20 protein-coding genes are annotated in these 26,989 nt (G+C 66.5%); 11 read left to right on the top strand and 9 right to left on the bottom strand.

Features of this window, described 5'->3' with window-relative positions; translation table 11 throughout:
* The first annotated feature begins 53 nt into the window (after nt 1–53).
* The 5 genes from htpG to SH602x_RS03165 all read left to right on the top strand — a co-directional run bounded on the left by htpG (nt 54) and on the right by SH602x_RS03165 (nt 8,100).
* Nucleotides 54–1,940: a molecular chaperone HtpG gene (htpG, locus tag SH602x_RS03185; protein ID WP_479475428.1), complete on the top strand. Its 1,887-nt coding sequence runs from the start codon at nt 54–56 to the stop codon at nt 1,938–1,940.
* 319 nt (nt 1,941–2,259) lie between these two features.
* Entirely contained in the window at nt 2,260–4,143 is a 1,884-nt protein-coding gene (locus SH602x_RS03180) for a thioredoxin domain-containing protein (RefSeq protein WP_479475427.1), read from the top strand.
* A gap of 244 nt (nt 4,144–4,387) precedes the next feature.
* Nucleotides 4,388–5,080 carry a response regulator transcription factor gene (locus tag SH602x_RS03175; RefSeq protein WP_479475426.1) on the top strand — a complete coding sequence of 231 codons (693 nt, stop codon included), beginning with the start codon at nt 4,388–4,390 and terminating at the stop codon, nt 5,078–5,080.
* Nucleotides 5,081–5,438: 358 nt separating this feature from the next.
* Entirely contained in the window at nt 5,439–7,457 is a 2,019-nt protein-coding gene (locus tag SH602x_RS03170; RefSeq protein ID WP_479475425.1) for a sensor histidine kinase, read from the top strand.
* A 19-nt stretch (nt 7,458–7,476) separates the two neighbouring features.
* Nucleotides 7,477–8,100, top strand: coding sequence for a hypothetical protein (locus tag SH602x_RS03165; protein WP_479475424.1), 624 nt, complete (start codon nt 7,477–7,479; stop codon nt 8,098–8,100).
* A gap of 52 nt (nt 8,101–8,152) precedes the next feature.
* Here the strand turns inward: SH602x_RS03165 and SH602x_RS03160 are convergent, their stop codons facing one another.
* Together SH602x_RS03160 and SH602x_RS03155 are read right to left on the bottom strand one after the other, a co-directional pair.
* Complete coding sequence (locus tag SH602x_RS03160) at nt 8,153–9,787, bottom strand: S1C family serine protease (protein WP_479475423.1); 1,635 nt, start codon at nt 9,785–9,787, stop codon at nt 8,153–8,155.
* 46 nt (nt 9,788–9,833) lie between these two features.
* The gene (locus SH602x_RS03155; RefSeq protein ID WP_479475422.1) at nt 9,834–11,927 is read right to left on the bottom strand and encodes a hypothetical protein; all 2,094 of its coding nucleotides are present in this window, start codon (nt 11,925–11,927) and stop codon (nt 9,834–9,836) included.
* A gap of 284 nt (nt 11,928–12,211) precedes the next feature.
* Between SH602x_RS03155 and SH602x_RS03150 the strand changes: the two genes are divergently transcribed.
* Nucleotides 12,212–13,375: a 3-dehydroquinate synthase gene (locus SH602x_RS03150; protein WP_479475421.1), complete on the top strand. Its 1,164-nt coding sequence runs from the start codon at nt 12,212–12,214 to the stop codon at nt 13,373–13,375.
* Nucleotides 13,376–13,578: 203 nt separating this feature from the next.
* Nucleotides 13,579–13,908, top strand: coding sequence for a thioredoxin (trxA, locus tag SH602x_RS03145; protein ID WP_479469919.1), 330 nt, complete (start codon nt 13,579–13,581; stop codon nt 13,906–13,908).
* A gap of 266 nt (nt 13,909–14,174) precedes the next feature.
* On the opposite strand, the gene SH602x_RS03140 is transcribed toward trxA, so the two are convergent.
* On the bottom strand, nt 14,175–14,399 hold the full coding sequence (locus SH602x_RS03140) for a FeoB-associated Cys-rich membrane protein (RefSeq protein ID WP_479475420.1): 225 nt from the start codon (nt 14,397–14,399) through the stop codon (nt 14,175–14,177).
* A gap of 68 nt (nt 14,400–14,467) precedes the next feature.
* The gene (locus tag SH602x_RS03135) at nt 14,468–15,007 is read right to left on the bottom strand and encodes a VOC family protein (RefSeq protein WP_479475419.1); all 540 of its coding nucleotides are present in this window, start codon (nt 15,005–15,007) and stop codon (nt 14,468–14,470) included.
* Nucleotides 15,008–15,175: 168 nt separating this feature from the next.
* Here SH602x_RS03135 and murJ point away from each other — a divergent pair, with 168 nt between their 5' ends.
* Entirely contained in the window at nt 15,176–16,822 is a 1,647-nt protein-coding gene (gene murJ / locus SH602x_RS03130) for a murein biosynthesis integral membrane protein MurJ (RefSeq protein WP_479475418.1), read from the top strand.
* Nucleotides 16,823–16,829: 7 nt separating this feature from the next.
* Here the strand turns inward: murJ and SH602x_RS03125 are convergent, their stop codons facing one another.
* The 3 genes from SH602x_RS03125 to SH602x_RS03115 all read right to left on the bottom strand — a co-directional run bounded on the left by SH602x_RS03125 (nt 16,830) and on the right by SH602x_RS03115 (nt 19,426).
* Nucleotides 16,830–17,552 (bottom strand): hypothetical protein, encoded by a 723-nt coding sequence (locus SH602x_RS03125; RefSeq protein WP_479475417.1) that lies wholly within the window; start codon nt 17,550–17,552, stop codon nt 16,830–16,832.
* An 81-nt stretch (nt 17,553–17,633) separates the two neighbouring features.
* Nucleotides 17,634–18,023: a cupin domain-containing protein gene (locus tag SH602x_RS03120; protein ID WP_479475416.1), complete on the bottom strand. Its 390-nt coding sequence runs from the start codon at nt 18,021–18,023 to the stop codon at nt 17,634–17,636.
* Nucleotides 18,024–18,091: 68 nt separating this feature from the next.
* Nucleotides 18,092–19,426: a twin-arginine translocation signal domain-containing protein gene (locus SH602x_RS03115; RefSeq protein WP_479475415.1), complete on the bottom strand. Its 1,335-nt coding sequence runs from the start codon at nt 19,424–19,426 to the stop codon at nt 18,092–18,094.
* Nucleotides 19,427–19,759: 333 nt separating this feature from the next.
* Between SH602x_RS03115 and SH602x_RS03110 the strand changes: the two genes are divergently transcribed.
* Nucleotides 19,760–20,419, top strand: coding sequence for a hypothetical protein (locus SH602x_RS03110; protein ID WP_479475414.1), 660 nt, complete (start codon nt 19,760–19,762; stop codon nt 20,417–20,419).
* Between the two features lie 113 nt (nt 20,420–20,532).
* Nucleotides 20,533–21,615 (top strand): hypothetical protein, encoded by a 1,083-nt coding sequence (locus tag SH602x_RS03105; protein WP_479475413.1) that lies wholly within the window; start codon nt 20,533–20,535, stop codon nt 21,613–21,615.
* A 34-nt stretch (nt 21,616–21,649) separates the two neighbouring features.
* Here the strand turns inward: SH602x_RS03105 and SH602x_RS03100 are convergent, their stop codons facing one another.
* Both SH602x_RS03100 and SH602x_RS03095 read right to left on the bottom strand, forming a co-directional pair.
* Entirely contained in the window at nt 21,650–23,032 is a 1,383-nt protein-coding gene (locus tag SH602x_RS03100; protein ID WP_479475412.1) for a sigma-54-dependent transcriptional regulator, read from the bottom strand.
* Nucleotides 23,029–24,531: a sensor histidine kinase gene (locus SH602x_RS03095; protein WP_479475411.1), complete on the bottom strand. Its 1,503-nt coding sequence runs from the start codon at nt 24,529–24,531 to the stop codon at nt 23,029–23,031. Before SH602x_RS03095 ends, SH602x_RS03100 begins: the two co-directional genes overlap by 4 nt.
* Nucleotides 24,532–25,052: 521 nt before the next feature.
* Here SH602x_RS03095 and SH602x_RS03090 point away from each other — a divergent pair.
* Nucleotides 25,053–26,690, top strand: a complete 1,638-nt coding sequence (locus SH602x_RS03090) for a Do family serine endopeptidase (protein WP_479475410.1) — start codon at nt 25,053–25,055, stop codon at nt 26,688–26,690.
* Nucleotides 26,691–26,989: the final 299 nt, after the last annotated feature.

Raw genomic sequence — 26,989 nt, 5'->3', positions numbered from 1 at the left:
ATCTGGCAGGCGAGGGCGCCAGCCCTACAAGAACCTTCTTCACAAGCACGACGATGAACGCCACGACTCATGACGGCGCCGAGACGATCGAGTTTCGCGCCGAGATCAAGCAGCTTCTGCAGATCCTGGTTCACTCGGTCTACTCGTCGAAGGAAGCCTTCCTGCGGGAGCTCCTCTCCAACGCGAGCGACGCGCTGGAGAAGGTCCGCTTCCTGAAGATGCAGCAGCAGGAGATCGTCGATCCCGAGGCGGAACTGGAGATCCGCATCGAGTCGGCGGAGCCGGGCAAGCCGCGGCTGCTCGCCATTCAGGACACCGGCATCGGCATGACCCGCGAAGAGGTCGAGACCCACCTCGGCACGATCGCGAACTCCGGCGTCGCGACGTTCCTGGAACAGCTCAAGGATCGCCCCGAAGCGGCCTCCGACGTGCAACTGATCGGTCGCTTCGGCATCGGCTTCTACGCCGTCTTCATGGTCGCGGAGAAGGTGACGATCCTTTCCCGCTCGGCGCTTCCCGGCACGAAGCCCATCCGCTGGGAGAGCGACGGGTCGGGCAGCTACTCGGTCGAGGAGCTCGACGAAGATCTGCCGCGCGGCACGCGGATCGAGATCCTGATGAAGGAGAGCGAGCAGACCTACGCCGAGTCGTCGACCGTCCGGCAGACGGTCAAAACGTATTCGAGCTTTCTCCCCTATCCGATCCGCCTGAACGGCGAGCGGATCAACCAGACCTCGGCCCTGTGGCGCGAGCCGCCGACGCAGGCGAAGCCGGAGGACTACCAGGCATTCTACAAGCTGCTCAGTCACGACGACGCGGAGCCCGTCGCGACGGTGCATCTGTCCGCCGACGCGCCGGTGCAGTTCTCGGCGTTGCTGTTCGTGCCGAACGAGAACTTCGAGACGATGGGCTTCGGCCGCGCCGAGCAGGGGCTTCAGCTTTACGTTCGCCGGGTGCTGATCGACCGGGAGAACAAGGACTTTCTGCCCGAATACCTGCGGTTCGTGCAGGGCGTCGTCGAGTCGGAAGATCTGCCGCTGAACGTGTCGCGCGAGGTTCTTCAGGAGAACGCGCTCGTCCGGAAGATCGGCCAGCGACTCACCGGGCGCGTGCTCGATCGGCTGGCGGATCTCGCCCGGGAGGAACCGGAAAAGTACCGCGCCTTCTGGGAGAAGTTCGGACGCATCCTGAAGGAAGGGTACGTCGATCGGGCGCAGTCCGAGCGCCTGGCCGAGCTTCTGCGATTCAAGGCTTCCTTCGCGACCGAAGGCGAAAGCGTCAGCCTGGCGGACTATCGTTCGCAGATGCCCGACCGGCAGAAGGCGATCGTCTTCCTTTCGGGCCCGACGCGAAACGCACTCGACCGCGACGCTCGACTGGAGCGTTTCCGCCAGGCGAAGATCCCCGTGCTGTACCTGCTGGACCTCGCCGACGAGATCGTGCTCTCGTCGATCGGCAAGTACAAGGACCTGCCGATGACGTCGGCGGACCGAATGACGCCGGAAGAGCTGCGCGAACTGCTGGGCGAAGCGGAGGATGCCTCCGACGCGAGCAAGCCGGCGGCGTCCGACGCGCTGCTCGACGTCATGAAGCAGACGCTGGGCGACCGCGTGAAGCAGGTTCGTTACAGCGAGCGTCTGGTCGATTCGCCGGTCTGCCTCGCCAGCGACGCGGGACAGCAGTCGGCCCAGATGGAACGCCTGATGCGGATGATGGGCGAACAGGCGCCGCTTCCTCCGCGGACGCTGGAACTGAATCGCCGTCACCCGCTGATCGTCCGCCTGGATCGTCTGCGGGAGAAGGGCGACTCTCCCGAGCTGACGAGCGACCTGATCGAGAACCTCTACGAGTTCGCCGCGCTGCTCGACGGGTACCTGGACAGCCCGCATGAACTCGCGAAACGCTCCTTCCGCCTGCTGGAGCGGACGCTGCCGGAGTAGGACGCAGTACGTTCGCTGCTTCGTCGTAGTACGTTCTCTTCTTCGTCGTAGGGTGGGTCATTGACCCACCTTCAGCGCCAGTCAGTGAGCGGACAACGTAAACTGCTCGCCTCGTCCGTGCGGCAGGTGGGTCAATGACCCACCCTACGAGACTGGCGCCCTCCCCTGTTAGGGAATCGTGTACCCGCTGCAAGGCAGGCGAGGGCGCCAGCCCTACGAGAACGCTCCCGTTACCGACCGGTTACGAGAACCTGACGCTCGTTCGCGTATAGTCGCGGAAAGAGAGACAGGTCTTCGTTTCTGCACGGGAGGAAGGGCGATGACGACGCGAAAGAGCATGGCGCTGGCCGCGATGGGACTCGCGCTGGCGCTGTCGGCCGGTGCGAGCGGATTGGCGGACGAAGCGGCGAATCCGGTCCGGACGCCCGATGCTGCTGCGAGCGAAGCGCTCGATGTCCCGCGGATGACGGACGACCAGATCGCCGTCGCGGCGGAGAATCTCCGGAAGGAAGGACCGGCGGGACTCGAACGGGCTTCGAAGGCTTACTTCCGCTGGATGATCGATTGCACCGCAGGTCCGGACGTCCTTGACCCGCATGTCGATCAGGATTCCCGCTGGCGTCGACTGATCGACCTGACCGCCCAGCAGAAGGACGCCGACGTCTCGCGTCTCTTCTGGTACACCGACTGGGAACTCGCCCAGGCGGAAGCGGAGCGAACGGGCAAGCCCGTGCTGCGGCTCTTCATGATGGGGCGCCTGACCGACAACCTGAGCTGCGCGAACAGCCGCTTCTTCCGCGTGGCGCTTTACGGCAACGAGCGGATCGCGACGCTGCTGCGCGAGAACTACGTCCTCTGCTGGACCAGCGTCCGCCCGGTTCCGGTCATCACCGTCGATTACGGCGACGGTCGCAAGCTCGAACGGACCGTCACCGGCAACTCGATCCACTATCTCGTGAACGCCGACGGCCAGTTGCTCGACGCGATGCCGGGCCTGGTCAGTCCGCAATCGTTCGAGACCTGGTTGAACGAGGGGCTGCGCAAGCACGGCGACCTCGCGGCGCTCCCCGCGTACGAGCGGGCGAACCGCCTTCGGAGCGACTACGAGCGACAACTCGGCTCCCTGCTGACCTCGTGGAGCCAGTCGCTGAACCCGATCCCTGGAGATCCGACGCCCGTACTTCCCACGGTCTCGATCGCCTCCACCGCTACCGAAACAACCGCGATCCGGCCAGTGCCCGAGATCCCGAACGGACCGCCGATCCTTCCCGTGCCGACCGCGATCGAGGCGGCGTCGCGCGCTACGAGCAAGACATTCCAGGAACTGCCGCTGGTCGAAGAAGTCGTGAACGCGACCGACCTTCCGAAGGCGGCGTTTCCGGAGAACCCCGCCCCGCTGCTTCCCCCTCTGCCTGAAGGCGCGTCCGCCTACGGTCCTCCAGCGACGGTCGGTCCGCCGACCCCTTTTCCCCCGCCTACGGTTCCGGCGCCGACGGCCGTCGAAGCAGCTCCGATCTCGCCCTCGAAGCTCGCCGTCGAGTTCCCGCTCGTGAACAGCGTCGTGCCGAACGCGCCCCTGGCCGCGGCGCCGGTCGCCGTTCCCCAGGCGATCGACGCCGTTCCGCTCGCGGTCGGCAAGGGCATCGTCGAACGGCCGCTCGTCGCGGAGCTGACGCCGATCCTCCCGCAGGCGGAGGCGGCTCCGGTTGCCCTGATGCCGAACACGCCGGAAGCGTGGCGGGCATTGCTCGTGGCGACTTCGAAGGGGGGCGTCGAACGTCCGCTCGTCGAGACCGTCGTCGGTCGCGAAGAGGTTCCGCGGCTGACCGCCGAAACGAGCGAGGCGGATTGGAACCGCATCGCCGAGACGTTCGCCGAAGGTAGCCGGCTCGACGAATCGTCGAAGAACCTGATGCACCGCCTGCATTCCGACCCGGAAGCGCCGACGGAATCGACCTGTCCCTCGTCGACGATCGAGTCGTTCGAACGATCGATCGCCCTCGACACGGCGCGGAACATGTACCTCCACCGCCGAACGATTCTGGAGTGGATTCTCGACGACGGCCTGCCGACCGACCTGGTCGCGTTCAACGAGCGGGTCTACGGCGAACTGTTCCTGACGCCGTCGAGCGATCCCTGGATCGGACTCGTTCCGCAGGGCGTCTTCACCGGAATCGAAGGCGAAGGACTGTTCGGGAACTGACGGGTTTCCCGAATAGAATGAAGCGCAGCCGGTGGATGATGAGGGAATGGGTGGCCCAGATTTCTTGCAATCTGGGTCGACGAAGTCGACAAGAGAAGCGGCAGCCGGTCCGTTCGGCGAGATCGAACGACGTGGCGAACGTTCCGTCGATCCATCGCTGCGTTCGCGTCCCTGGACGGCGAACCGGCCTCGGGGGATTCACATCCCCCGCTCGCCAGAAACTTCGAATCCGAAAACCGCCGCAATGTCTCCCATCACCGTTCTGACCGTCGAAGACGACGCCGCGATTCGCCGGGGGATCGTCGACGCGCTGGCGTTCGCAGGTTATCGCACGCTCGACGCCGGAACGGCCCGCGAAGGCGAACGGCTGGCGATGACGTCGCCATACGATCTGATGCTGCTCGACCTGGTCCTTCCCGACGGGAGCGGGCTGGAGATCCTCGCCGCCGTGCGGAGAGCGCGGCCGGCCCAGCCGGTGATCGTGCTTACCGCGCGCGGGGACGAGCGCGACCGCGTCGCGGGCCTGCGGGCGGGCGCGGACGATTACGTCGTGAAGCCGTTCAGCGTGAAGGAACTGCTCGCCCGGATCGAGGCCGTGCTGCGGCGCTGCCCGGGGCGTCCGCAGGGAACCAGTCTCTGCGAAGCGCCGGGCGTGCAGATCGATTTCGACCGCCGTGAGTTACGGTTCGAGGAAGACGCCGCCGCCGTCGAGCTCTCCGAGCGCGAGGCCGACCTGCTGCGGTATCTCGCGCTGAATCGGGGACGCGCGATCGCGAGGGAGGAACTGCTCGCGCACGTCTGGAAGATCGAGCCGCGCGGCGTCTCCACGCGGACCATCGATATGCACGTCGCTCGCCTGAGAACGAAGCTGCGCGACGATCCGCACGACCCCAAGATCCTCCGCACGGTGCGCGGTCTCGGGTACATGTTCGGTTAAAGTCGAATGAGGTGGCGACTTTTGGCAGATCGAATTTCGTCCGTGTGCCATGCCCACATCTCCGAAGGAAGGGTGGGCATGCAAAGGGCCGGCCGAACTCAACATGCCCACGCTGCTGCGCGACGTGGGCATGGCACACCGACTGGTCCGTCTATCGTTCTCTGTCAGGTTGATTGAAGAGTTGCGGGCGCCACTGGCTCCGCCAGCGCTGCATCTTGAACGGTCGTCCAACACGAGCGATCCGGCCTCCGGAAAAGCACTGGCGGAGCCAGTGGCACCCGGAGGAGAAGATGACTTTTAGCGATAGTCGGACCGCTACCTCGATGCATCATCGAGTTCGAAAAGATGACGTAGGCGTATGCGGTATCCCTGGCGATTCTGGATTCTCTACGCCGTCAGCGTGATCGCGGTCGGAACGGCTCTCGCTGCGCTGACGCACTTCGCGCTTAAGATCGAACAGGCGGAAGCGCTCGCGCAGAAGCGTGCGGAACTGGAGGATCGCGTCTCGCAGGCGCTCTGGCGGATCGATTCGGAGATCCTCGCGCCGATCGTGGCAGAGCAGGCGACGCTGCCCGCGTTCTTCTACGAACCGATCAAACCGCTTCCGCAGTCAGGCGGGGGCAAGGGGACGATCGCGACGTTCCCGCGCGATTACTTCGTCTCGCCCCTGCTGACGGAGCCGTCGGAATTCACGCTGCTCCATTTTCAGATCGATCCGTCGGGTCGCGTCGTCTCGCCGCAGATCCCGGAGCAGGATCTGGCGCTGGTCGATCTGTCGGGCAATCCGGCGCTCGAAGACGCGCAGGCGAAGATGCCGCTGTACGAGCAGCGGTTTCAGGAGCTGAAGCCCGACCTCGATCATGACTTTCTCGTCGCGTGCCTCCCGGCGGAGAACCTGCCCGCGGTCGCGAATTCGGTCAACACGAGTTGGTCGCTCTTCAACGGCGATTTCTACGACAACAACGCGTACGTCCCGCAAAGCGTCGGTCCGCCGATCGAACCGACGGCAGAGCCGATGGCGGAACCCGTGCAGCTGCCGGAAGCGAACCGGTCGCAGCAGGTCTCGTCGCAGCAGGGCGCCTACATCCAGTCGCCTTACGGCGTGCCTCCGCAGCAGCAGGATTCGGGCGTCCAGGCGCTCAACCAGCAGGCGGTCCCCCCGCTGCAACAGGCGGCGCAGGCCTACGCTCCGCCCGAGGCGGCGCAGACTTACACGAACCGCAGCGCCCGGGCGAACTACCAGGCGCAGATCCGCCAGCAGGCCCAGGAGAACTTTCTGCAGGCGAACGATCTCAGCGAACTGGTCGAGACCGAGTTCAGCGCCAAGGGGGTCAGCCAGGCGCTCTGGATCGACGGCAAACTGCTCCTCGCTCGCCGGGCGACCAAGGGGAACGAGATCCGGATCCAGGGAAGCTGGCTCGACTGGAACAAGCTTCGCGAGCGCATCCTGGAAGGCGTGAAGGATCTGGTTCCCGAAGCCGACGTGGCTCCGGCGACGGAACCGACCGTCGCGGACGCCAGCCGATTGAGCGCGACGCTGCCGCTGCAACTGACCGTGCCGACGCCGACCGCGACGCTCGACTGGTTCGCCCCGATGCGGCTGTCGGCGCTCGCCGCGTGGTCGTGCTACCTCGTCGTGGCGGCGCTGGCCGCGTACTTCCTGCACGGGGTGATTCAGCTCGCCGAGCGACGCGCTTCGTTCGTCTCCGCGGTGACGCACGAACTGCGGACGCCGCTGACGACGCTGCGGATGTACGCGGAGATGCTCTCCGAAGACATGGTGCCCGAGGGCGAGCGGCGACGGCAGTACGTCAGGACGCTGCGCCTGGAAGCGGAACGCCTGTCGCACCTGGTCGAGAACGTGCTGGCCTACGCGCGGCTCGAACGGGGGCGGCCGAACGCCTCCCTGCAATCGGTCGCGATCGACGAACTGCTCGCCCAGTGCAATCGCCCTCTGGCGGAACGGGCGTCGCAGGCGGAGATGGAATGGTCGATGCAGATCGACCCGCTCGCGGCGGCGGCGATTTGCCGGACCGACCCGGGCGTCGTCGAGCAGATCCTGTTCAACCTGATCGACAACTGCTGTAAGTACGGACGGACCGAATCGGCGAAGCGCATCGCGCTGGCTGCGACCGTGACGGGCAAGCGGGTCGAGATCGCCGTCAGCGACGACGGTCCCGGCATCCCGCCGCCGCAGCGGGCGAAGCTCTTTCGTCCGTTCTCGAAAACCGATCGAGAAGCGGCCCGATCCGCGCCGGGCGTGGGGCTCGGCCTCGCGCTGTCCCGACGGATGGCCCGTCAGCTCGGCGGAGATCTCGTCTACCAGCCGCTCGCCGGCGGGGCGAGGTTCGTTCTGTCGCTCCCGATCGAAGCGTAAGGCATACGGAGATCGAACGATGACGAATCGCTGCAACGTCGTGTTCTGTCTGGTCATCGCGGTGAGTTCGGTGACCGCGATGTTCGATCGTGCGACGGCGCAAGAGCCCGCAGCGGACGCAGCCTTGCCTCCCTTCGAATTTCGCCGTGAAGGCGCGGACTCGCCTGAAGCGGCGGCGGAGACGCTCTTCCGCGGTTGTGCGACGAAGTCTCCCGCGATCTTCGTTCAACATCTCTGTCTAGGCGTATGCGACGGACCGATCGGCACGCTCCAGAAATTCGCGGAGTGTCTGCACCGCGCTGAGTTCCGTCATGGCGAAGACTCATTCACCGTCTACGACCTGCCCCGGCCGATCGACCCGGAGAAGCCCATTCGCGCGATGGCCATCCAGGCGTTCGATAGCGAGGACAAGCAGGTCGCCGCCCTTCAGTTCGAGATGCTGAGCACTTACTACGGAGAGACATTCGAGACCGTCGACGTCGTCGCAGAGAGCTACGACGGCCTCGAGTATCGAATGCGGATCGTCGTGACGCGCGTCGGAGATCGCTGGTACGCGATTCCTCGCTGCGGCAGTTCGAAGAGCTTCTACGAGATCGCCGATGCGATGCGTCTTCGATCGCCCGGAGCGAAAATGGCCGAATAGCGCGCGAGGTCGCTCCTGCGGCAATCGCCGCATCTACAGAAAGCTCCTGCGATCAGGGGAGCGCCAGCGGAATCAGCGCCCCGACGCGCAGCTGCGGAACGACCTCCGGGTCGAGCGGATTGGCGCCGAAGCGAACGCTCTCGTTCTGCTGCCGGATGGCCAGAACCAGCCAGTGCGAGCCGGGCTCGGGACGTTCCAGCAGCGAATCGGTGCGCAGAAAGATCCGTCGTTCCCCGCCGGTCAGTTCGCCGAGGAAGCCGGTCGACCCGTCGCGTCCCGTGAACGATTCGACGGCGGTCACGAACAGGAAGCAGCCTCCCTGCGGCTCGTGCAGCGTTCGCTCGGCGCCTTCGTTGATCAGCGCGAGTTGCACCAGCGGATCCCACTTCCGTTCGCGAAGCGTCGTCTCCGCGCGGTCGCTCGCCGTGCGCAGGTCCTGCACGACGCTTTCCTCCAGACCGCTCTGCGTGCGGAGGGAGTGCGACGTCTGGTTCGCGAACGTCACCAGCGCCGCCAGCTCGCGCAGCGTGCGTACCTCGTCTTCGCTTTGAGGACGCCAGTCGAATGCCTCCGCCGCCGCCAGCGTTCGCTCGACGTTGGCAGCCGACAGATCGCGTTCCAGATCGCGCCAGTCGATGTTCCTCGCAGCGACTTCGGCCAGCGGTTCGACGTCGCTTCGCGACATCGACTGCTCGACGATCGCTTCGACGTGTCGCGCGGCGACCGCATAGCCGAGACCCGATTCGTCGTCGGTCCAGGCGTTAATTCCGAGGAGTTCGCCCGATCGGGAGAGCAGGGGACCGCCGCTGCATCCCGGCAGCAACTTCGCGGTGTGCTGCACCCACAGAACGTCTCCCGCGGCGCCGAGCGACTGCTCCAGGAATCGTCGCGACCGCGACGTCAGATCGTCCGGTCGCAGGATGTTCGATACATTCCCCTCGAAGGCGGCGAACCCCGATCCTTCCGGATGCCCCAAGGCGACGACAGGCTCCAGCCGCAGGGCCTCCGCGGCGGTCTCGATCGGAAAGACCTTCGCCCCCTGCGGAACTCGATCGAGGCGCAACACGGCGAGGTCGCGGCGCTCGTCGATCGCGGAATAGCCCGTCGCGTCGTACGCGGCGCCGTCGCGAAGAACGATCGTCACGGATCTCAGCCCCCGCACGACATGCATGCAGGTCAGAACGTCTCCTTCCCTCGACACGAGCAGCCCGGCGCCGACTCGTTCGCGACGCTCCGCCGGTCCCGTCTCCAGCGAGACGATCGCGTCGAGCCAGGTTTCGATATCCGCGAAAGCGTCCTCGGAGGACGTCGCGGCGACGTCGTTCGCTGCCGTTGCGGGACTCGGCGGATCGGCATCTTGCGGTTCAGCTTCGCGCGGTTGGGCCTCAGGCGGCGCTTCGCTGGTTTCGATACTCGGCTGTACGTTCGCTTCGGAAGCGACCGGAGTTACTTCGGCAGGGCCCTCGACAACCAGTACGGGGGGGGCGATGTCGGGCCGAGTCTGACGGCTGCCGTTCGCGAAGAGCGAATCGAAGCCGCGATCGCCGGTCGAGAACGCCGTCGCCGCGACCGCGATGCCCAGCACGACGGTCAGCGCCCAGGGGAGGGCCGTGCGCAAGATGCGGGCGCGCGAAGCGCCGGCGACCGGTTTGGCGCGATCCTCTCGAACGTCGGCGATGACGGGCAAACGCGGCTCGGAAATCGTCTCCCTCCCGTCCTGTTCAGTAGCGAGCCTAAGGCGTCGCTTCGGCAGCGTCAGGATCCGAAATCGTCTCTTCGCCCGGGTCCACCGCGGCGCGCGTCTCTTCCGACTCGTCGGGGCCAGCGGTCGCGTCAGGCATCGCGTCCTCGGCGGGATCCGGCGTTTCGTCGACCGCTTCGGCGGCCTCTTCGCTCGCGCCCGGCGTCGCGTCAGCCTTCTTCGGCGCCGGGTCGCCGGGGCGCGAGATCAGATACTTCGCCTCCAGGATCGGGCAAAGCGTGCCGGGATCGTCCGCGCTCTTGCGGAGGCTGATCTTCATCCGCGGATCGGCGGTTCCGACGACGATCCACTTCGACCCTTTCACGAAATCGTCCGAGTTCTTCGTCATATCGACGACGTACTGATCGGAACGTCCGACCGCCTGAAACAGGATCGGCTGCGTTCCGCCTGCGCCGGCGATTTCGTCCTTCGCGGCAGTCACTTCGCCGTAGAAGAGGATCCCCTTCACGGCATCGACGTGCTTGCCCGCAAGTTCGTTGTGGGCGGCGGCGGCGAAGTCCTTCTCCCACGGACGCGACGCCAAAAGTTCCAGCGCCCCATCGCGTTCCGCTTCCCAGGCGACGCGTCCGGCGCTTTCCGGCGTGGAGGAGATCCGCTTGCCGTAGGCGGTGACGTTCTCGGCGAGGTCCGCGAGGTCGAGGTATTCCTCCAGCGATTCGGCGTAGAGCCCGTTCGCTTCGAGTCGCGCGAGCAGCTCGCCCAGTTCCTCCGCGGCCTTGATCCACTCCTGTTCTTCCGAGTTCGCCGTTTCGGCGGGCATCTCGGCGCCGAAGGGCGCGGCCCCGACGAGCTCTGTCGAAGGCGCTCCCGACGATGCCGCTTCCGCCGTAGCGATGTTCGATTCAGTCGCATCGGGTCCGACGATCGAAGGATCGGCGGCGAGCTCTTCTTCGGCAGGCGCGTCGAGGCGTTGGAAACCCGTAGTCAGCGGGCCGACGGCGTCGAACATGGAAGAAAGTTCGGGCCCCGTCGCCACGAGCAGCGTCTTTCCGTCGGGCGTCGCCGAGGCGACCACGCCGAGCCAGACGCCGTCGAGACTGAGCAACGCCGCGCCGGGACGGAGATTCTCCGAGACCGGACCGACCAGGCGCCAGTCGAACCGCTCGAGACTCCAGCCGCGCGCGGTCAGAGCCCGACGCATCGGTTCGGCCAGCGCGTCCGCTGCCGGGGCTTCGCGAACTTCCGCTTCGAACGCTCGAACGTCGCCCCTCTCGCTGGCGCCGGCGACGATCACCCGATCGCCCTGCTTCGGCGGCTTGTCGAACGCCCTCGACAACGCGACCACCGGAGCTCCAGGCAGGGGACGGGCCGCGATCAGAAGCCAGTCGCATTCGCGATCGACCGCCGCGGCGCCGGGCGATTCGACGCCGGCGTCAGTCCTTGAAGTTCGCAAGCCCGACGCCGAGGAGATCACGACGAGATCCGCGCCGCGCACGGACGACAGCGGGACCGCGTACAGCCCCTGCGGATCGGCCAGGATACCCGTCGCGCTCTTGAGGCCGGCGTCGCCGTCCGAGCGTACGAAGTGAACGTAAGGAGCGATGATCTCGCGACGCCGAAAATCGAGATCCGCCTTCGAGAGGCTGGGTACGAAGTCCCCGGTCGGCGTCGTCGCGGCGGCGCCAGCGGAATCGGCGTCGACGACCGGCTTCGAATCGCTGCCGCGGGACGCGACGGCGCGCGGTTCGACCGGCGAGGGCGGACGTTCGCGGAAAATCACCAGCAACGCGACCGCCACGCCGAGCAACAGCGCCGCGACGCCGAACGCTCCGGCCAGCAGGCCCCAACTGCCGCTCTCGGACGTGCGGCGTCGCCGAACGGGAGAGGCCAGATCGCTCGATCGATCTTCGTCGTACCGCGGGGCCGGCTGAAGTTCGGCGTCGATCTCCAGCGGCGGAGGAGGCGCAACCGGCGTCGTCGGCGAAGCGCCTGGCGAACTCGTCGAGGTCCGAAGCTCCGCCGAAGCGTCGCGTCCGTTCGACGGCGCTTCCCGCGGCGGGCCCGGGGGTGGAGGGTCCGGCGGGCCGACGGGGCTTTCGGAGGGAAACTGCGGCGGTCGTTGCACGGCGAAACGCTGAAAAGTGAATGGCGGTGCCTCAAGACTATCATAGGCAGCGGACAGCGGCGAAGCTCGATTCGACTCCGCCGGCATGCAAAGGCCGGACCGTCAACTGTTTACGATGCCCTTTCCGCCGCGTAGGATAGGGGGACCTGCCGCATCCCCGCCGGGATCGCCCGCCCCCTATTCGCCGAATACCGACGTCTGCGAAGCCCTTATCGAGCGAGCGACGCGGGATTCCTGTACGCTCGGCGCTGAACGTTCTCGACGCAACCCCTTCGACGTACGCCATGGAGCCGATGGACGCCGTCAGCCGCGACTACGCCTTCGCCGTGCCGTTCACGCATCGCTTTCGGGTGACGCGGGACGTCTTCGGCAAGGACGCTCAGACGCTCGCAGATCTGCTGGAACCGACGCACGATCGGGGCGCCCGGGTGCAGTTCTGGATCGACCAGAACGTCCTCGACGCGAATCCCGACCTGCCGCAGCGTATCCGCGCGTTCGTCCGCAGCGCCGACCATCTCGAAATGGTCGGCAACCTGCAGGTCATCCCGGGCGGCGAAGCGATCAAGAACGACGTTCACATCCTGGAACGGATGCTGAAAGTCTTCAACGCCGCGGACCTCGACCGGCGGAGCTACGTCGTCGTCATCGGCGGCGGGGCGGCGCTCGATACCGTCGGTTTCGCCGTCGCGATCGCGCATCGCGGCCTGCGCCTGGTCCGGATCCCGACCACCACGCTAGGCCAGGGCGATTCGGGCGTCGGCGTGAAAAACGGCGTCAACCTGTTTCAGAAAAAGAACTGGCTCGGCTCGTTCGCGGTCCCGTGGGGCGTGGTCAACGACCTGCGAATGGTGGAAACGCTGCCCGATCGAGAGTTCGTCAGCGGCTTTTCGGAGGCGGTGAAGGTCTCCCTGCTCAAGAGCCCCGCCTTCTTCGACGAACTTTGCGCGAACGCCGAGTCGATCCGCCGCCGGGAAGAGGACGCTTTCCGCCCCGTGCTGGAGCAGTCGGCTCACTGGCACCTGCGACACATCACGCAGGGGGGCGACCCGTTCGAGGCGCTGGAGGCCCGTCCGCTCGATTTCGGACACTGGTCGGCCCACAAGATGGAGCCGCTGAGCGATTTCCGGCTGCTGCACGGGGAAGCGGTCGGCATCGGCGTCGCGATCGACACGGTCTATTCCTCGCTCAAATTCGGCTTTCCCGAAGCGCGCGTCCGCGACGTGCTGACGTGCCTGGCGAAGCTGGGCCTGCCGCTCGATCACGAGACGCTGGAGAACCCGGCAGCCCTGTTCCGGGGTCTGGAGGAATTCCGCCAGCATCTGGGCGGAAGGCTGACCCTGACGATGCTGCACGACGTCGGCGAACCGTTCGAAGTGCACGAAGTCGATTATGCGGCCATGCAGGAAGCGATCGGAACGGTCCGTGCCTTCGTCGCCGAGCCTGCCTGATTGGTAGAATCGTTCCGCCGGCGCCGCCCGAGGGGGGCTGCCGGCGGATTGGCCCGGCTCGCGGTAACCTTGCGAGTCGAATGGCTCTCTAAAGACCAGTCGCCGGCGCATGAACGGCGTCTCGACGGTCGGTTGACGGTCGACGCCGGCATTCGATAATACGCCGGATCGGAAAACGCACTTAGACGAAAGGAGCCTCAGCGATGGCGGGCAACGTCACGGAATTCAACCAGAGCAACTTCGAAACGGAGGTCCTGAACTCCGACCAGCCCGTGCTCGTCGATTTCTGGGCTACCTGGTGCGGCCCCTGCCGTCAGATCGCTCCCGTCATCGATCAGCTCGCCGACGAAAACGCCGGCAAGGCGAAGATCGGCAAGGTCGACGTCGATGCCAATCGCGATCTGGCGATCAAGTACGGCATCCAGAGCATCCCGACGTTGCTCGTCTTCAAGCAGGGTCAGGTCGTCGACAAGATGATGGGCGTGCAGTCCAAGAACCGTCTGCAGTCGGCCCTCGACGGCGCGACGAGCTAAGTCCCCAGGGAATCAGTTTCCCGGACGGATGCGAAAGCGAACCACGTTGGCAAGGCGGACCGCAGCGATGCGGTTCGCCTTTTTTCGCGCGCACATACGCCTGTCGCGAGTCTCATTGGGATGTAGCGGCTTCGTACTGTGTGCCACGGCTGGCTTGCCCAGCCGTGTTGGCGCTTTGCCGGATTCGGCACGGCTGGACAAGCCAGCCGTGGCACACCGGAGCGTTCAAGACGCGACACGGCGGTGAAAAACGCTCTACGGGAGGCCTATGCCTGACTACGACCAGGCGGGCTGAAGCCGTCGATCTGGACGAGCTTCGGGCCGATGGATTCGTAGGGCTTCCGGGCCGCCGATTTCGGACAGCCCGAACAGCCTCCGCCGCAATCGGCTGACTGTCGGGCGCGCAGGACCGCTGCGACGCGACGACCGAGGTAGGCCGCCGCCGCGCTGACGACGAGCGCCACGATCCCGAATTGCACCCAGTCCGCCATCGATGGGCCTGTCGGCGAAGGAGCGGCGTCGAACCGTCGCCGCTTGAAGGAATTCTAGACCCTTCGACCTACTTGGGGCCGACGAATTCGACAATGTTGCCGTCCGGATCGTGGGCCAGCAGGATGTAGACCGCCGGCTCGCGGCCCGGGATCGGCGTCGGACCCTGGCCCATCGGCTTGATGCCGGCCTTGGCGAGCCGCGCCGTCGCCGCGTCGACGCTCTTCACCTTCAGCGTCAGGTAGCTGAATCCGAGTTGCGCATGAATGGTCGAGTTGTCGGACGGTTTGCCAGGCGCATCGGGGAACGCCATCAGCTTCAGCCGGGCCGCCGTGGCGCCGTCGCTGCAGGCCATGACGGTCACGTCCAGCTTCTGGTTCGTCGTCAGTCCCGCCGACGTCGCGGTCTCGGCGTCGACCGAGAAGGCGCCGACCTTCTGCATTCCGACCGCGTCGGTGTAGAACTTCACCGACTTCTCCACGTCGGACACCACCACGCCGAGGTCGAAGACGTCGGTCGAAAACTCGTTTTCCTGGGCGTGCGTCATGGGCGAGAGGGCAAGCGATAGCGGGAGAATCAGGGCGATCAGCGATCCGAGACCGTGGCGCATGGTACGTTCTTCCTCGTGAGGCGAGCAGCCAGGGAGGGCGGGGCCGGAGGATTCCGACGAGAGGACCATTCTAACCGCCCGCACATTCGATTCGACCGTTCGTCCGACTCCTCAAGACGATCGGGATGGTCGAAACTTCTCGTCGAGTCCGATTCCACGAAGGGCATGATGTCCGACGAGACGCGCCGCTTTTTTCGCAGGGCCGGGGGAACGGGCGCCGCTGCCGCGCTGAGCCGCGCGCTCGGCATGCTCCGCGATGCGCTCCTCGCGGCGCTCCTGGGCATCGGCGACGTCATGGACGCGCTCGTCACGGCGTTGCGCCTGCCCGACCTGTCGCGGCGGCTGATGCAGGAGGGGGCGCTGACCGCGGAATTCGTTCCCGAGGTCGCGCGGCGCTTCGAACGCGAACAGGGCGATCGGCTCGAAGCGGCTTCGCGGTTCCTCGGAGCGGCGCTCCGACTGTGGCTCCTCCTGTCGGTCCTGTTTCTGATTCTGGCGGAAGGCGCGTCGCTGGCGCTCTTCTCGTGGGGCGCTCTCGGCACGCGCGACGAACTGACGCGGCGACTGTTCGCGATCGCGATTCCCTTCCTCCCGCTGATCGTCGGCTCGTCGCTGCTGGCGGGAACGCTGCAGGCGATCGGTCGCTTTCGCATTCCGGCCTTCGCTTCGGCGCTGCTCAACGTCGTCTGGCTTGCCGCGCTGGCGCTCTGTTTCGCGAGTCCGAACCGGAACGCCGTCGACGCGGCGACGCTGCTCGCCGCGACGCTGACGCTCGGGGGAGCGGTGCAGTTCCTGATGCTCGCTTTCGCAGCGCACAGGGCCGGACTGACCTGGAGCGTGCCGCACGCCGAAGAGACTCGCCTGGCCCGACGGTTCGCGCTTCGCGCGCCGGGGGTCACGGTCGCTCTGCTGGTCGTGCCGCTCTGCATGGCGCTCGACGGCGCCTGGGCCTGGGCCGCGTCGCGCAGCGAGGGCTTCCCCGCTTACGCCTACCTTCCGTTCTCGGAGAACTGGTCGCTCCGACTGGCCGAGGGCGCCGCCTCCGCCGCGTACTGCAGCGAGCGGATCTGCATGCTTCCCGTCGGCATCGCGGCCAGCGCGATCGGCGCCGTCGCATTGCCCGCCATCGCGGCCGCCGCCTCGCGCTCGTCGCAACCGACCGTCCGCAAGGAGTGGACGCGAGCCCTCCGCTGGGCGACGTTTCTCGCCGTCCCGGCAGGCGCCGGCGTCTGGTTCGTCGGCGAGCCGCTATCGCGGGCTCTGTTCGGACATGGCGAGGCAGGACCCGAGGCCGCCGAGCGCATCGGCCAGTGGGTGATCGCCTACTCGTTCCTCATCCCGCCGGCGGCCTGGGGGGGCATTCTCGTGCGGGGACTCGCGGCGACCGGCGCGCTTCGCTTCGCGGCGATCTGGGGGCTCGCCTGCATCGCCGTCTCGTTCGTCGTCGACGCGCTCGCCGCGCTCGCGGGTCAGGAACTGGCGCTCGCCTGGAGCACGTCGGCGCTTGCCTACGCACATGCCGCGGGACTCGCGTTCTACGCCGCGATCCGTCGGCAGGGACTCGATCCCGGCTGGATCAGCACGCTCGCGAAGAGCGCCGTCGCGGCAGGCGCGATGCTCGCGTGCCTGAGCCTCGTGCGGATGACGCTGCCAGGCGATTCCGACCTCGCGACCGCAAGCGGAGCGCTCGGAGACGCACTGTATATCGTCGCCGCGACCGTGTCGGGGGGCGCCGTCTACTTCGCCGCGTCGTATGTCCTGCGTATGACGGAGGGGCAGGAACTGCTCGCCGCGCGGAAGGGACGCCGAAAGTAGTCGCGAATTACGGCGTTTCGCTCGACGGTTCGTCGCCGCCGTCGGTCGCCGCCTTCTTCAGTTGCTCGACCAGTTCGGCGACCTTCCTGCCGAGCGCTTCGGCTTCGGCCTTGGCTTCTTCGAGCGCGATCGCCTGCTCGCCCGCGACCTTCTTCGCGGCGTCGAGTTCCGTCTGCAGCATGGCGACCTGCGCCGTCGAAGTTTCGAGCGCCTTCTTCGTCGTCGCCAGCTCGGCGCCCATCGTCTTCGCTTCGGCAGCCGCGAATTTCGCAGTCGCGAGAGCGTCGGCCATCGTCGAAATCTCCTGATCCTTCGCGGCGACGGCCGCCTGGGCCTCAGCGACTTGCGCATCCTTGGCTTCGGCGGCGGTCTTCGCGGCGAGTAGCTCCTGCTCGATCGCGGCCTGTGCCTGCTTCGCCGTCTGGGTCAGCTCCTTTTCCTGTTCGATCGCGGCCGAGAGCTTCGCTCGTTCCTCGGAAATCGCCGTCACGCGTGCCTGTTCCGCTTTCAGCGACGTCAGCGATTCCTTCAGATCCGCGAGCGCCCTGTCGCGCTCGAACTCCATGTCCGCCCGGGCCTTGTTCAGGGCGGCGGCCTCCTCGGCGGCGACGGCGGCCGCAGCTTCAAGCTCGGCGACGCGCGCCGTCTGCGCCTTGTCCTCGCATCCGACGAAGGCCGCGAGAGCCAGCGCTCCCGAATATCCGATTCCCGCCAGGCGGCTCGTTCGCATCGTCGCTCTTCCTGTATCGGCTTCGCGAAAGGCTTGTATCGACTTCGTGAATGGCCTGGGTCGGCCTCGCGAATCGAACTCTCAGCGTTCGACCTGTTCGCACTCGGGCGCTGCCGTGACGGGCAACGTCCTCACGCTGTTGGGCACCATGCAGAGGAACCGCATCGGCGCGGATCCGACGTTCTTGAACTGATGCACCTCGTCCGATTCGACGTAGACCGCGTCGCCCGGCTTGAGCGGATGAGCTTCGTCGCCGCGGTAGACGACCCCCTCGCCGGCGAGGACGTAAACCTCGTGTTCGTAGGGGTGACTATGGCGGGGCGTGAAGCCGCCGACGGCGACCTCGAATTCCCGCATGGCGAAATTCGGAGCGCCGTCCTCGTCGCTCACCAGCCAGCGAACGGTGCACCCGCTCGCGCCCGGCATGACGACCTTCTGCGACGGCACGCTCTCGGTCGACTTGACCTGCATCGATCAGCTCCCTGTATCAGCGCGAATCGCGGCTCCGGCGCCGCTCTTTCAGCGTAGCCGACGCCGCATCATCCGACGATGCCGCTCACGTCCAGAAGATAGACCTGGCGGCCGTTGCCGCCGTGCGGCGAATCGATCGTGACCAGCCGCCCGTCGCGACTGCTCCGCGGATGCGTGTCGCAGCGCCACTCGCCGGCGTATTCCTTCGGCGAAACGAAGCCCCCCAGCGGAAGGCGCCTGCCGGTCGGAACGTGGAACAGATACGGATTTTGTCGGCGATCCTTGTCGGGATAGGTGTCGTTCAGAATCCATTCTCCGTTCGTGCCGGGCAGGTAGGTATTGTGCCCGTTCAGGGTCATGATCCCTTCGCCGACGACCTCCGCGTTGCGGGTCTTGTCCTCGAAGAGATAGAACGCCGCGCCCTTGCCGTAGGGCTTGGTCCACGCGCAGACGTGCCGCTCGTCGCGCCAGATGAAGTGCGACGTATGTCCGGACGGATCGAGCACGAACAGATCGCTGCCGTCGAGTTTGGCGGTGAACATGCGGGTGTGGAACGGATCGCTGAACTTGCCCGTCGCCGGGTCGAACTTGTCGCGCCAGCGATGCAGGAAGATGAACCGCTCGCCGTCGGGACTGATCAGCAGGTGGTTGAACCACTGCCAGACGTCGCCCAGCGCCGCGCCCTGGTGCGGAATCTTCGCGACGTCGGCCAGCGAGACGATCAGCTTCGCCTCGCCCGTCTCCAGGTCGACGCGCCAGATGCCCGAGTCTTTCGGCGCTCGCTCTTCGACGAACGGATCGGCGATTCCCTGGTAACCGTACCCGGGACGCAGGTTCTGAATCCGCGCGAAGTCGGAGGTGACCGCCGAACGACCGTCGGGCGAGAGCGCGTAGATCGGCCTGGGAAGCGTCCGCGACTTGCCCGTCGCGACGTCGACGACGCGGCTGACATGCCGGTCGCCCTCGCGATCGTTCCAGATCACGCTCGACGGCGTGCCGGGAACCCATTGCAGCATGCATCCCTGCTGCCAGCCCCACGCGGCGCTCCGTCCGAGTTCCTTCCAGGCGTCGCCCTTCTCCAGGTCGATCATCCCGACGCCGATCGTGTCCGCCTCCGTCGGCGTGCGATGTTCGAAGTCGACCTCGTTCGACAGGACGAAGCGGTTCGTTGGGTCGAACTGCTCCTTGTCGTAATAGCCGAACCAGTGAAACTTCGGCCCCGACGTCAACGCCCGGATAGGAACGCCCGGAACGCTTCCGCCCGGGAAGTCGGCGCCGAAGCTGGTGCGGGACAGTAACGACCCTGCGGCGAGACCTGCCGCGCCGGCCGCGGCGCCTTGCAGAAACGATCGTCGCGAAGGCCGGGGCGACGGCGAAGCAGGTCCGGGTCGAGAGGCGGACATGAGCGCGACCGGCGGAAGAGGAGGGGAATCGCGACGAAGAACGAGATTAGATCGCGTCTCGCGAAACTGTAGCGGCCTGGGCGCCGAATACGCGGCGAGTCAGATCGCCGGGAACGCTACATGGGAGTGCGACACGCACTAACCGAAGATAGCCACGACCGGTCGTGCGGACAACGACGGTCCATGACGGTTCTGCCGGCGGCGCCGACCCCGAATGCCTTGGCCGCCGCGGGATCGGGCGAACGAACCGGAAGCTATCTTTGCTCGTCCGGCGGCGCCTTATCGGCGTCGCCCGCGGATTCTCGTTCGTCTGCCTTTCTGCCTGAAGACGCCATGCCTACGCAACGCAGCTTGTTCGCCGCGATCATCGTCTTCACGTCGCTCGCGCTCGCCGGATGCGGCGATAGCGGTCACGGCGGCCATGCTTCCTCCGGGCACGGCAGCAGCCACGGCAGCGACTCGGGCCATGGGAGCGCCGCTAGTCACGACAGCCACGGCGCCGCATCTTCGCACGGCGCGAGTTCTCACGGCGAAAGTTCTCACGGCGGGCACGGCGCCGACGCGCATGGCGGCGACTCGCACGGCGGACATGGCGCGACCGCGGAGGCGCCGGCGTCGCACGGTCCGACCGACGAAGAACTGGAGACCGGCATCGCCTTCATCGCGCGTCCGCGGCAGCTCGTCGAAGTCGACCTGGGCGAGGTCTTCGTGACGCTTCAGGGTCCGGACGAAACGACCTACCTGTTCGAGTCGCAGCTCTTCGGTCTCGTCGACGAGGGGCATCTGGCGGAGTTCGACCACGCGCTCGCGAATCGCCGGGAAGCGATGCGGGAGGCTCTGCGGTCGACGATCGCCAAGTCCGACGCGAAGGACCTGTTCGATCCGAAGCTGGCCGGGGTGAAGATCACGCTCGCCGCCGTCGCGCGGAAGACGCTCGGATCGCCCCATCTGTACGACATCCTGTTCAGCAACCTGTCGATCAAGCAGGACTGAGCCGCACGGTTCGAAGCTCGTCACAGGACGCGATGTGCTATTCGGGAACGTCCGCTTCGTTCAGACTGAACGAACGGGGCAGGCAGTTCGACGTCTCGATGCGAGGACGATCCATGGTCGACGGAATGAACTTCAGAAAGCCCGCAGCCGCGGTCGTCGTCGCGGTCGCGGGATTCTTCGCCGCGACCAGCCTGCACGCCCAGGGGCGGGTCGACGTCGAGATTGCGGTCAGTCCGCGGATGCCGATCACGACCACGCAGGAACTGGCGCAGGAATTCGCTGAAGTCGGCATGCAGGGCGTCCACTTTCGCGCTGCGAAGCAGTCGGAAGAACCGGCTCTCGAAGAATCGGGCGAAGGGGCGAGCCGGCGCTACCATGCGACCGTCCTGTACGGCTCGCAAGGCTTCGTCGCTCCCAACGAGCGCTTCCCGCTCCGTTCGGCGGCCGCCGTGAAGACCTGGGCGTCCCAGCTCAGCATGCAGGGCGCTCAAGAACTGGCGGCCCCGAAACTGGCGTTCGGCCTGTCGGCGGAAGGACTCGTCGCGCTGCACGGCGAACTCAAGACGCTCGCGCCCGAGTCGACGGCGGGCAAGCGTCCGGGCGACGTCGCGCGCACGCTGACCAGCGCCGTCGGTCTCCCGTTCGAGGTCACGACCAAGGCGCAGGAAGTCTTTCGCAAGTCGCCTGAAACGGTTCAGGACGAGTTGCAGGGGATGGCCTGCGGCACGGCGCTCGCCGCGGCGCTGCGTCCCGCGGGGCTGGCGTTCTACCCGGTCTCGATCGGCGGCAACCAGGCGAAGCTGGTCATCGCCGACGCGAGCGAGGCGCCGGAAGTCTGGCCCGTCGGCTGGCCGCTCGCGGGATCGGTCCTCGCCGCGGCGCCGAACCTGACGAAGCACGTCAGCGAGGTCGAGATCACCGACGTCGCGCTCTCCGATTCCGCGGCCGCGATCCGTTCCCGCGTGCAGATTCCGTTTCTGTGGGACTACAACGGAATGGCCCGCAACGGCGTCGATCCGACGGCGGCGAAGGTGACGCTTCCGGCCAAGAAGACGCTGACGTACCTGCGGATCATGGAGAACCTGCTCTACCAGGCGAAGCTCAAGTGCGAGGTCCGCATGGACGAAGCCGAGCAGGCCTTCCTCTGGATCGAGCCGTTCAACGCCAAGGGCGCCGAAGCGCCGCGAATCCGGTAGCGCGTCAGAACTCAGGCCAGCTCGAACACGTCTCTCACGGCGCCGGCGACTTCTCCTCCTCCATGCCGTAAGTCTTCAGCTTGCGGTAGAGCGTCTTGCGGTCGAGGCCGAGGATCTTCGCGGCCAGGGTGCGATTCCCGCCGCTCCGTTCGAGGACATGCTCGATGTAGCGCCGTTCGACCTGGTCCAGCGGCACGAGTTCGTCCTCGTGTACGGCGCCGGGAACCTCCAGCCGGTCGCGCTGAAACTTCTGCACCTTCTCGGGCAAGTCTTCGACGGCCAGCGCGTCGAACTGCGTCAGCACGACCGCCCGTTCGATGACGTTCCGCAGTTCGCGGACGTTGCCGGGCCAGTCGTAGGACAGCAGCTTCGCCGCCGCCGCCTCGGAGATCCGGCGAACCGGACGATCGGTACGTGCGGCGAACATCTTCAGGAAGTGCCGCGCGAGCAGGAGCACGTCCGCCCCGCGACGCCGGAGCGGCGGAACTTCCAATTGGATGACGTTGATGCGGAAGTAGAGATCCTCGCGAAACTCCTGATCGATGATGGCCTGTTCGAGTTCGCGATTGGTGGCCGTCACGATCCGGACGTCGAACGGCATCTCCCGTGCGCCGCCCACGGGGCGGACCATGCCGCTTTCGAGCGAACGCAGGAGCTTGGCCTGGAGCGCGACCGGCATCTCACCGATCTCGTCCAGAAACAGCGTGCCTTTCTCCGCTTCGCGAAACAGGCCGGCCCGATCGGTGCGGGCGTCGGTGAACGCTCCCTTGGCATGCCCGAACAGTTCGCTCTCCATCAGCGTTTCGGGAATCGCGGCGCAGTTCACCGCGATGAAGGGGCCGGCGCTGCGCCGGCTGTGTTCGTGAATGGCCCGTGCGACGACCTCCTTCCCGACGCCGCTTTCGCCCGTGATCAGGACGCTGGCGTCGCTGGGGGCGACGCGCCGCAACTGATCGAACAGGCGCTTCATCGGATCGCTCTCGCCGACCAGTTCGCCGAACGTGGCGGACTCATCGAGGGCCGATTCCAGCGTCTTCACCCGGTCACGCATCCGCGCCCGGTCGATGGAGCGTTGCAGCGTCAGCGCCAGCAGGTCGAGCTCGACCGGCTTGGTGATGAAGTCGTCCGCCCCCGCGCGCAGCGCCTCGACGGCCGATTCCATGCTGCCGAACGCGGTCATGAGGACGACCGGGACGTCGGGCTTCAGTTCCGCCGCCTTGCGGCAGAGATCCAGGCCCGACATCCGCGGCATGCGCAGATCGGTCAGCAGCGTGTCGTAGTCCCGTTCGCGCAGCGCCGCGAGCGCCTGCTCGGGCGTCGTGAACGCATCGACGTCGAAGCCCCGTCGCCGGAGGTCCTCCTGCAGGAGGTCGGCCATATTCGGCTCGTCGTCGACGACGAGTATCCGTCCGGTCATTCGCCGCTCTCCCGCGGAAGGACGATACGAAAGGTCGAGCCGGCGCCGACGGTCGAATCCGCCTCCAGCCAGCCGCCATGATCCTGCACGATGCCGTAAACGATCGAGAGCCCGAGCCCCGTCCCCTCGCCGACGTCCTTCGTGGTGAAGAAGGGTTCGACCAGGTGCGCGAGGTTCTCCGGCGCGATACCGGAACCGTCGTCTTCGACGATCAGCGTTACGTAGTTCGCCGCAGCAGCTCCGGGATCGGGCACCATACCGACCCGCAGGCTCGCCGGGGGCAACGCCGCCGGATCGAGCGTCCGCTCTTCCAGCCGTACCCGCACGACGGAGCCTGACTGCGACGCCTGTACCGCGTTCATCACCAGGTTCGTCAGGGCCTGCTGGATCTGGGCGGAGTCTCCGACGACCGTCGTCTGTGCATCTCCGACGTCCGTCGTCACGCCGCTGACGTCGAGGGCGACTCCCGCTTTTTCGGCCAGCGGCTCCAGCAGCCGCGTCGTCCGCGCGACGAGTTCGGCGAGGTCGAATTCCAGCGTCTGCGTCGGCTTGCGGCGAGCGAAGTCGAGCAGCCCCCGCACGATCTGCACGATGCGCTCCGACTCCTGTTTGATGATGACGGCGTTCGACTGCATCGCTTCAGGCGAAAGATTGCCCGACGCGATCATCCCTGCCCGACCCGAGACGACGTTGAGCGGCGTCCCCAGTTCATGCGCGATGCCTGCCGCGAGGCGCCCCACCGTCTTCAGCCGGTCGGCATGACGGAGTTGATCCGTCGCGGCGAGCTTCTCCGCCGTCTCGCGTCGAATGGCATCCTGCTGGGCCGCGATCCGGTCGCACATCTCGTTCATCGAGCGGCCGAGCTCGTTCAATTCGTCCCGCGTCTGGATCGTGACCGGCCCGCTCAGGTCGCCCTGACCGATGCGGCGGGTCTTGTCGATCAGCGTATCGAGCGGCCGGGCGATCCACTTCACGCCGGCGGCATACGCCATCGCCAGCCCGAGCGTCGCCGCCGCTCCCAGCAGGGCCAGGTTCTGCAGAATGGTTCGCCGGGCTTCCTCGTCGAGGGCGTCGATCGAGCCGGTCAGTTCCAGGGCGCCGATCGCTTCGGGGCCATGCACGACCGGGCGATAGACCGTGAGGATGCGATGGCCTTCGCCGTCCACCCACACCGCCCGCAGGACCTGCGGAACGGCGGACGCGTACTTCAGCCGCACCTCGGTGGGGAACGGCTCGACCGCGGCGACGTTCGAACCGCCGAGCAGGGCGTCGAAATCGTCCCGACGCTCTTCGAGCAGGCGCGGAGGACCCGACGGCCCCTGCAGGGCGAAGGCCTGCTCCAGATCGCGCTCGAGTTCGTCCGCGACGCTGTCCAGCAGCGCCCGGTGGCTGATCTCGTAGCTCTCGTAGATACGAGAGACGGTCAGATAGCTCGACACCGCCGTCATCAGCAGCAGCGCGAAGAAGTAAACGATCAGAAGTTTGAAGGTGACCTTCATGAGGTCGTCGCAGTCTCTTCGAAAGGTGTCGGGGCGGAACTCCCCCGCCGAGGCATTATGCCACGCCGAAGGCGGCGATCTTCCGCGAGGAAAAAGTTAGCCGGTCTTCGCCGGATGCGATCGGACGAATTGCGGGGCTCGTTCGCGCCCCCTGTCGCCGATCGCGAACCGACGCGTCGAACGCGTCGTACAGGACAGGAAAAACGCGACCCTTCGCCGCGATCAGACGCCGCACGCAGCGCCGCGAATCCCGCGTCGCCTCGGCGCCTCGCGGCGCTCGCATTTCGACCTGGCGAAGACATTAGGCACGCGATGTGCCATTCCCTTCTTCGCCGTCGCTTCGCCGGGTCTTTCCGCGAACGATCGCGGGAGTCGCGCGGTCCGAACCGGTCGCGCTCCGCCGCGGGCCTTGCTGGGCCCGGCGAAGGATTCCCACGTCCTCAGTCGCGGCGTCGCCGATGCGACCGACCGCGCCAGACATCGACACGTCCGACTTCGAATCGAGTCAGGAGTTTTCAGAAATGCGAAGAGTCACTTACTTTCGTCGGGCTGCCGCAGGCGTCGCTATCGGAGCGGGATGCGTCGGCAGCGGCATGCTCGGCGCCGCGATCATGCGCGGCGACATCGAATCGCGGACCTACGCCGCCGTCGCGGCGGACGCCTCCGTTCCTCCCGTCGCGCCGGAGAAGGCTCGCGAAGGGATCGCTTCGGCGAACGATCTGTCGCAGGCCTTCCGCTTCGCCGCGGGCAAGGCGCTCTCCTCCGTCGTCGCCATCGAGACCACCGTCGGTCCGCAGGAGATGACCATGGGCGAAGGCGGTCCGGGTCAAGGACAAGGCCAGCGCATTCCGTTCGAGGAGTTCGAACGGCGCTTCGGAGGCAATCCGTTCGAGGGCACGCCATTCGAGAAGTACTTCGGAGAGAACGGCGTCCCCGGCAATGGCGGCCCTGGTAACGGCGGCCAGGGGATGCAGCGCTTCGAGTTTCAACCGCAATCGGGCGAAGGGCTCGGCTCGGGCGTGATCATCGACGCGGCGGGCGTCATCCTGACGAACAACCATGTGGTCCGTAACGCGGAAAAGGTGACCGTCCGCCTCGGCGATGGTCGCGAATTCGTCGCCGACGAAGTCTTCACCGACCCCAAGACCGACCTCGCCGTCGTGAAGATCTCCGGCGCCACGGGCCTCGTCGCGGCGGAACTGGGCGACAGCGAAGCGCTGGAAGTCGGCGACTGGGTCCTCGCGCTGGGCCAGCCGTTCGGTCTCGAACAGACGGTCACCGCCGGCATCGTGAGCGCGAAGCATCGCGGCATCGGCATCAACGACCGCGAAAACTTCATCCAGACCGATGCGGCGATCAACCCGGGCAACAGCGGCGGCCCGCTCGTCACCCTCGACGGTCGCGTTATCGGCATCAACACGGCTATCCACTCCCGCTCGGGCGGCAACGAAGGAATCGGCTTCGCCATCCCGGTCGATATGGCGAAGTGGGTCTCCAAGCAACTCGTCGAAGAGGGGAAGGTTCGCCGGTCGTACCTCGGCGTCGGAATTCAGGAGGTGACTCCTGAACTGGCCGCAAAGCTCGGCGTCCCCGAAGGCGACGGCGTCGTGGTCTCGGAAGTCTTCGAAGGCGCTCCCGCGGCTGAAGCCGGCCTGCGTCGCGGCGACGTGATCCTGAGCTTCGACGGCAAGAACGTCGATGACGCCGGATCGCTGCAACTGGCCGTGGAACAGGTCCAGCCCGGAACGAAGAGCGTCGTCACGATCGTTCGCGACGGAAAGCGTCAGGACGTTTCGGTCGCTCCTGCCGAACAGCCTTCGGACTACGGCGTCGCCTCGCGACCGACCCGCGGCGGCTCGGGTCCGGAGAACGAAGTCCAGGCGAAGGACTGGGGCCTGACCCTTTCCGACGTCGATCCCGCGACCGCGGCGTCGCTCGGCCTGGCGAAGGCTCCCGCCATCGTCATCTCGAACGTCGATCCGAACGGTCGCGCCGCCGCGGCGGGGCTCCGTCCCGGAATGGCGATCGTCCAGGTCGATCGTCAGGATGTCGTGGACGCGGAAGCCGCCGTCGCCATGCTGAAGCAGGTCGATCCGGAAGAAGGGGCGCTCCTTCTGGTGAAGACGGGGCAGGGTTCGCGGTACGTCGTCATGAAGTGACGCTTTTCCGGCGCTTCATGCCGGCGCCCGGATCGGGACGATAAGTACGAAAGAGGGGAGGCGCGCCAGGCGTCTCCCCTCTTTCCTGTTGCGTGCGGCGCAGGCTGGGCCGGAACGACCGACGGGGAATGCAAAGCGGGAGAAACCGATTCGCGGCCGCCGATTTCACGTAACCGAACGGCCATCTCGAGACATATATCAGCAGGCCGGGTCGCGACGCTTGCGTGGTCGACTCTCTCTGCCGACCCTCGCGGCGAGGCGCGAACGAAAAACCTTTATGCGAGATTATCCTCCGGTAA

Source organism: Lignipirellula cremea (assembly GCF_056501455.1).
Note: the sequence above shows the minus strand (reverse complement) of the source record. Positions and strands in the feature narration are given on the sequence as shown.

Coding starts and splice junctions, on each gene's coding strand:
- SH602x_RS03105 (WP_479475413.1), top strand. CDS start 20,533: ATGGTCGACGGAATGAACTTCAGAAAGCCCGCAGCCGCGGTCGTCGTC.
- SH602x_RS03110 (WP_479475414.1), top strand. CDS start 19,760: ATGCCTACGCAACGCAGCTTGTTCGCCGCGATCATCGTCTTCACGTCG.
- htpG (WP_479475428.1), top strand. CDS start 54: ATGAACGCCACGACTCATGACGGCGCCGAGACGATCGAGTTTCGCGCC.
- SH602x_RS03140 (WP_479475420.1), bottom strand. CDS start 14,399: ATGGCGGACTGGGTGCAATTCGGGATCGTGGCGCTCGTCGTCAGCGCG.
- SH602x_RS03135 (WP_479475419.1), bottom strand. CDS start 15,007: ATGCGCCACGGTCTCGGATCGCTGATCGCCCTGATTCTCCCGCTATCG.
- SH602x_RS03120 (WP_479475416.1), bottom strand. CDS start 18,023: ATGCAGGTCAAGTCGACCGAGAGCGTGCCGTCGCAGAAGGTCGTCATG.
- SH602x_RS03115 (WP_479475415.1), bottom strand. CDS start 19,426: ATGTCCGCCTCTCGACCCGGACCTGCTTCGCCGTCGCCCCGGCCTTCG.
- SH602x_RS03165 (WP_479475424.1), top strand. CDS start 7,477: ATGACGAATCGCTGCAACGTCGTGTTCTGTCTGGTCATCGCGGTGAGT.
- SH602x_RS03150 (WP_479475421.1), top strand. CDS start 12,212: ATGGAGCCGATGGACGCCGTCAGCCGCGACTACGCCTTCGCCGTGCCG.
- murJ (WP_479475418.1), top strand. CDS start 15,176: ATGTCCGACGAGACGCGCCGCTTTTTTCGCAGGGCCGGGGGAACGGGC.
- SH602x_RS03175 (WP_479475426.1), top strand. CDS start 4,388: ATGTCTCCCATCACCGTTCTGACCGTCGAAGACGACGCCGCGATTCGC.
- SH602x_RS03095 (WP_479475411.1), bottom strand. CDS start 24,531: ATGAAGGTCACCTTCAAACTTCTGATCGTTTACTTCTTCGCGCTGCTG.
- trxA (WP_479469919.1), top strand. CDS start 13,579: ATGGCGGGCAACGTCACGGAATTCAACCAGAGCAACTTCGAAACGGAG.
- SH602x_RS03170 (WP_479475425.1), top strand. CDS start 5,439: ATGCGGTATCCCTGGCGATTCTGGATTCTCTACGCCGTCAGCGTGATC.
- SH602x_RS03180 (WP_479475427.1), top strand. CDS start 2,260: ATGACGACGCGAAAGAGCATGGCGCTGGCCGCGATGGGACTCGCGCTG.
- SH602x_RS03125 (WP_479475417.1), bottom strand. CDS start 17,552: ATGCGAACGAGCCGCCTGGCGGGAATCGGATATTCGGGAGCGCTGGCT.
- SH602x_RS03100 (WP_479475412.1), bottom strand. CDS start 23,032: ATGACCGGACGGATACTCGTCGTCGACGACGAGCCGAATATGGCCGAC.
- SH602x_RS03090 (WP_479475410.1), top strand. CDS start 25,053: ATGCGAAGAGTCACTTACTTTCGTCGGGCTGCCGCAGGCGTCGCTATC.